Below are 3,740 nucleotides of genomic sequence, written 5' to 3' on the forward strand. Positions count from 1 at the left end.
CCCGTGCCCACCACCAATGACACCACCATCACCAACGAAAGTGGCGCCCTACAGGTGTCGGTGATCTTGACGCCTTTGGGGTAGACGTGGGCGTCGTAGGCGGCTTGGATCGTCAGCCCTTTCTGGGTGGTCGTTGCTGAGATCAGCTCGACAACGGTCCGGATGTTGGTGAGGGGACGGCCCCGCCAGTTGATCGTGATGAAGCTGAACATGCGGTGCTCGATCCGGTTCCATTTCGAGGTGCCGGGCGGGTAGTGCGCCACGGTGATCTCCAGGCCGGTTTCTTGGGCGAGCCGGGCGAGATGCCATTTCCATGCCCTGACCCGGTAGCCGTTCGACCCGCCACAGTCGGCGGTGATCAACAGCCGTTTCGCGTTGGGGAACTTGTGTTTGCCAAGGGTGTCCCACCATTTGGCGATCGCCGCAACAGCGAACTCGGAGGTGTCGGCGGTGTCACCGACCGACACCCAGCCTTCGTTGTTGGCCACGTCGTAGACCCCGTAGGGGATCGCTTTGCCCAGCACGGGGTCGGGGAAGTCGTGAACATCGGTGCGGACCGGTTCACCTTTGGGCTGGTATTCGATACCGCCGTTGGACTTGTTCCCCAGCGTCTCCTTCTTTTTGGTGTCCACGGAGATCACCGGGTCACCGGCGGTGATGAACGCCTCGGACAGATCAGCGACGTAGCGGAACTGGCCGTCACGATCTGGATGTGTTCTGCCTTCGGCCTCCTTGGCGGGGGCCTGCAACGAGTAGCCGTTTTGGGCCAACAATCGTCGGACCAGCTCGGCTGACGCTTCGAAGCCCTGGTCGGTGACCTCACGTGAAAGCTCGTAGGTCGACTTCAATGTCCACCGCAACGTCGACATCGGATGGCCACGGGTCGTTGGCGAAACCAGTTTGTCGATCGCGTCCCATAAGCCCGGCTGCTTCTCGATCGCGGGTTTGTCGCCGGCACCCTCAGCACGGACCCGGTCGGTCACCTCCACACCGGCCTCGATCTCGTTGGCGCCCCGGGTCACCGTCGACCGCGACATGCCTGTCAGCTCGGACACTTTCGTCTTCCCGCCGCGGCCCAACATCACCGCCACAGCACCCACGTTCAAACGTCGTTGCCGCTCATCGAGATGCGGCAGCACCGCTTCGAAATAGTCCGTCAGCGCCTCATCGGTGATGTCCACCCACCCAAACTACACCGCGCGTCTAATCCTATGGCGGACCCCTAGGACTTCTAACGAGCGGTGCAGTTGCTGCGGTCCAGTCCTGGCTGACTGCGAGAGTTGGGAAGACGCAGGTCAGGATCAAGGTCGTGCGCGTGAGGCTGTCGGCCGACACTAACGAGATTTCGGCCGAATGGTATGAAGCGGAGGGCAACGGCGATGCGGTCGCGCGAGCGTTGGAGGTGATCCGAGATGACTCTCATCCCGGAAGAGTCGAGTGATGTTCCGTCACACGTACTGACAACGGGCGAGGAAAGACGAAGAGCAGCCCGGCGTGCATTCGGTCAAGCAGTCACGCTTACCGGTATCGACGACGTCGGCGCGGATGGGCATATCCGGCGTTGCCTTGGTGCTGCCGCGTCTGCGTTCTTCTGGCTTGAGGGCACGGAGCTGGAGGCTGCTGCGCACGAGGAACTGCATAAGTACGGGCGATATGCCCGTGACCATCTCTCGGATCGTTGCGAGTTGCAGTGGACGGGCTCCAGCTACCAAATCGCATGCCCCGTTCATATCGCGCACATGCGCATCGGCTTCTCAATCGGTTTCGTCGGTGATCGCCTCTGCTCAATCTGCAATCAGGACGTCTCCGAGTGTGAGCACCTTCCAGGTCGGCTATACGAGATGCCTGGAGGCGTCTACGACGATGGGAACTGTCGAGTGTGTGGCAGCGCGAGCTGCGGCAAACACCTAGCAGGCCAGCTCTACCTCGAGCGCGCCCACGTTCGAGTCACCAACGCCACCATTCATGAGGTCTCGCTGGTGTCGAAGCCGAAGCACCCTGACGCGCGTCTGATGGCGATCCCGGTGGAAACGGCTAAATTGGCAGCCTCGCTTGGCCCCGACTTCACAGTCGGAATGAGGGTCAACTGCGACTTCTGTCAGCTTCCGTGCCCCGGGGTCGAGTATTCCGGCGGCGACATCCTCCACGGCGACGGGCCACGACGTTGACGCTGAGGCGGCGAGCGTTGCGGACGAGCCTCAGATCGCGTCTGATTCGTGTTAAATAACCGGCAGATAGCGTCGCTGCTGTGGGGCGGGGCCCTCCTTGGCCTGCTGCTCGTGTGGCCGACGGGACGACGGTGCTCAACCGACGTTGTACGCAACTTCCTGAGTCGCAAGATTTGGCCGATTTTCGTGTTGCTTGCCCTCTGGTCGCTCGGACTAGTCCTCCTCGGCCGACGGATCGGGATCTGGTCCGGCGCGCTCGCTGCGGACACGTGGTTCTGGTTCTTCACCACGGCCGTTGTGTTGCTCTTCAACTTCGGAAAGGCGAGCAAGGAGCCTGACTTTTTCAAGCTGAGGGCGAAGGAGACCTTCGGCTTGACGCTTATCTTCGGGTTCCTCTCGGACCGCTACGTGCTTTCGTTGCCCGTCGAGTTCGTAGGCCAGGGCATAGTGGTCATCCTTGCTGGGGCCTCAGCTCTTGCTGTGCATCAAAGCGAGTCCGCAGAGGCGCGAGAGCTGATCGATGGATGCTTGAGTGTGGTCGGGTTTGCGATCCTGGCGCTAGCAGTAATCACCCTTGGTACCAACTGGTCGAACGAGGATGTACTGGACCTTGCTCGCCAGCTACTGATGCCAGCGTGGATGACGCTCGGCGTTCTTCCCTTCATCTACGCGGTTGCGCTCTACGCCGCCTACGAGATGGCGTTCAAGCGGATCGGCCTCCGTAACTCGGCCGACTTTAGGGATCGTTGTAGTGCAAAGGTGGCGACTGTCGTCCGGCTTCACGGTCAAGCCATGCTCGTCGACCAGTTCAGCCCGTTCTGGGCAAAGCGCACCGTCGAGGCAGGTTCATTCCGTGCGGCGCTTGCCATCGTCGACGAATTTTCACAGGACCTTGCACGGCGAGAGCAGGAGCAGCAGGAGGCGGCGGATCGGCTGGTTCGCTATGCGGGCATTGACGGAGTGGATGATGATGGCCAGCAATGCGACCAACGTGAGTTTGAGGAGACCAAAAGGGCTCTGCGTTGGATCGGGATTTGCCAGATGGGGTGGGGCCGCCGCGAGACGGGCTACCGGTCCGACATCCTGGAAGTCGTTGGTGACCTCAGTTCGCGCGGTCTTCCGGGCGACGGAGGTGTTGAAGTCGTGATCTCGCCCGACGGCGGATCATGGTACGCGTGGCGCCGAACACCGAGCGGCTGGGTATTTGCCATCGGATTGGCTGGGCCTAAGTCTGATCAATGGGAGTACGACGGCGCTGAGCCACCTTCTGGCTTTCCGGGGGAGAGCCCCGACTGGGGCAACGGGCCCCTCGATTACGGCGGCGCTCCGAACTGGTAGTGCGCGGCCCTTCTTCACGGTGTTGGTGGCAGAGGCACGCCAACGGCTTCTGGCGGATCATCGCACCTTCCAAGAGGACCCCGCAGTACGGGATTGGACTGACCGGATGTGCGACATCAAGTCTGCATCACCACACCCACGTGGGCGGTGGGGGTGTCAGTGAGTTGGTCAGAAGACTTGCGTGTCGTGCGCCAGTTGGTAGGGACCAGTTTTGGGGGGTTGCGCCACCTGGTA

Annotated in this window: 3 protein-coding genes; 2 read left to right on the top strand and 1 reads right to left on the bottom strand. The window is 61.6% G+C overall.

The genetic code is table 11. The annotated features are described in order from the left end of the window. Positions 1-1,175 (bottom strand): ISAzo13 family transposase (locus tag PKD89_RS19670; protein WP_425591270.1); only part of this gene is annotated, 1,175 nt, incomplete at its 3' end. Between the two features lie 237 nt (positions 1,176-1,412). Between PKD89_RS19670 and PKD89_RS19675 the strand changes: the two genes are divergently transcribed. Further along, positions 1,413-2,168, top strand: a complete 756-nt coding sequence (locus tag PKD89_RS19675; protein ID WP_289012694.1) for a hypothetical protein — start codon at positions 1,413-1,415, stop codon at positions 2,166-2,168. Positions 2,169-2,216: 48 nt separating this feature from the next. Further along, the gene (locus PKD89_RS19680) at positions 2,217-3,506 is read left to right on the top strand and encodes a hypothetical protein (protein ID WP_289012693.1); all 1,290 of its coding nucleotides are present in this window, start codon (positions 2,217-2,219) and stop codon (positions 3,504-3,506) included. Positions 3,507-3,740 lie beyond the last annotated feature (234 nt).

The organism is Candidatus Neomicrothrix sp. (assembly GCF_035329545.1).
Lineage (GTDB): Bacteria > Actinomycetota > Acidimicrobiia > Acidimicrobiales > Microtrichaceae > Microthrix > Microthrix subdominans.